This window comes from Alkalibacterium sp. m-11, from assembly GCF_054658155.1.
In genome coordinates this window covers 1-2451 of sequence record NZ_BAAGIR010000210.1, presented here as the reverse complement: position 1 = coordinate 2451, position 2451 = coordinate 1, and the positions used below count along the sequence as shown (strand labels likewise).

Here is a 2451-nt window from a genome sequence, read left to right as displayed (position 1 = left end):
CCGGCGGCATTCAAAGAAATTTTGATTGGAAATCAGTCAAACCAAGAACAAATTGCTGCGTAATTTCTTTGGTGAGGGTTAATCCGATAGGATTGTGAAGCATTTATTAGGGTGCGAAACTTGAGTTACTGATAATTTGACTTTTGAAACTATAACAAGAAAGAATCTACTTACACCTTCTTCTCTAATTCTCCATTTCAAATACAGGTAAACAGCTTCTACTTACAGTTTAATTATAATATACATTGTTATATACAGCTATAACGCCTCTAATGAAAGTAATTTGTCCTGAATTGACTTTAACCTACCGCTAGAACGTTTCTAGTGATAGAAATTATTTTAAATTAGGCAGTAAACTGTCACTAGATTGAATCTAGTTATACCTAACCTATAGAAAAGCATTCATTACTTTAATTAAAGACCTAGGTTACTTTCTATCAGTAGCAGGTTAAAAAAATGTTTACATGCTTATCCTAAACGGTTACTCTTAAGTTGAATCACACTTTGAGTACTCAAAGTGAACATCACATAAAGGGTGGTCCTATGTTCGAAATCAGAGATGACTTTTACTGGAAAGGCAAACCAATCAAAATTATTTCGGGTGCGATTCATTATTTTAGAGTCGTACCGGAATACTGGGAAGATCGCTTAAAAAAATTGAAGGCTATGGGGTGCAATACCGTAGAAACCTATGTCCCATGGAACCTGCATGAACCTGTGGAAGGGAAGTTCAACTTTAATGGCATGGCTGATCTGGCTGAGTTTATTAAACAGGCAGAAGAACTGGATCTGTTCGTAATTTTAAGACCGTCCCCATATATCTGTGCGGAATGGGAGTTCGGCGGACTTCCAGGATGGCTGTTAAAAGATAGAAACATGCGCTTTCGTACTTCATACAAGCCATTCCTCGAGAAAGTTGAAGCTTATTTTATTCGTTTGTTTGATGAGGTTAAGTTTTTACAATCTACTGAAAATGGACCTATCATCATGATGCAGGTAGAAAATGAATATGGCAGTTATGGGAATGATAAAACGTACCTGAAAGAACTTGTTTCTTTAATGAGAAACAATGGGGTAACCGTTCCGCTTGTCACAAGTGATGGAACGTGGATGGATATGCTTGAGAACGGGACGATTCTTGAAGACGCTCTCCCTACCGTTAACTTCGGGTCAGATCCGATCGCACATTTCGATGCGCTCAAGAAACATGCTGGAAGAGAGATTCCGCTGATGGTCATGGAATTCTGGAATGGCTGGTTTACTGCCTGGGGCGACGAGGGGTTCAAGAAAACGGATAGCAGAGAACAGGCTATATCACTGGACCAGATACTTGAAAGAGGACATGTCAATTTTTATATGTTTCATGGAGGAACCCATTTCGGTTTTTACAATGGATCGAACTACTATGATAATTTGACTCCAGATGTGACCTCCTATGACTACGATGCTCCGCTGACTGAATGGGGAGACATAACCGAAAAATTTAAACGGTTCAGAGAGGTCATTCAGAAGCATTCCGAACAGAACCTGCCTCCACTTCCTGAACCTGTTAAGTTGAAAGAGTATGGAAGATTTGAAGTCACCGAACGCACTGCGTTATTTGATAACCTGGACTTGATCAGCACCCCGATTGAAAGTCCCTATCCTCTTTCAATGGAAGAAATGGACCAGTCACTCGGATATATTTATTATGAACACGAGCTTGGCCGAAAACGGTCGATTGAAGAGTGTCGATTGCTGGGGACCAACGACCGTGCAAAGGTGTATGTCAATCAGAAACATATCCACACGCAATACGATAAAGAGCTCGGTGAGAAGATTCCGATTGAACTGATAGATGAAGAGAATGCATTGGGAATCCTCGTTGAAAACATGGGACGAGTCAATTACGGCCCGCGTATTCCTCATCAGAGAAAAGGAATTACAGACGGAGTATATGTCAATGGTGCATTAAGAAGTGGATGGACCCATTATACTCTGCCTTTGGATAATTTGAATAAACTTAACTTTTCCCGTAAGTACGAGCCTGGAGCCCCAGGATTTTACAAAGTTAATATCGAGATTGATGAACCACAAGATACCTTCATCGATATGACTGGGTGGGGGAAAGGATGCGTATTTATTAACGGATTCAATCTTGGGCGTTTCTGGGACAAGGGGCCTCAGGTGAAACTGTATCTTCCTGGCCCGCTGCTTAACCGGGGAGAAAATGAACTGATTGTATTTGAAACAGAAGGAAAAGTACTGGAGTCGATACATCTGACGAGCATTCCGCATACATGAAAAAACTGCCAGTAGACTAAGCATGCAAAGTGTCTACTGGCTTTTTATGTGCGCCCGGCATGGGCGACAACTTGGTGGTGAAAGTCCACTACAGACTTGGCAGTAGGAACTGTTAGCGAAAGACAAGGGTGTCCGCCGTGAGGCGGAATCTGAAGGAAGTCGGACGCA

General features: G+C 41.5%; 1 protein-coding gene. It reads left to right on the top strand.

Going from position 1 to position 2451, the window contains the following annotated elements:
• The first annotated feature begins 543 nt into the window (after positions 1–543).
• Positions 544–2283, top strand: a complete 1740-nt coding sequence (locus ACYQ2O_RS11695; RefSeq protein WP_459796670.1) for a glycoside hydrolase family 35 protein — start codon at positions 544–546, stop codon at positions 2281–2283.
• Positions 2284–2451 lie beyond the last annotated feature (168 nt).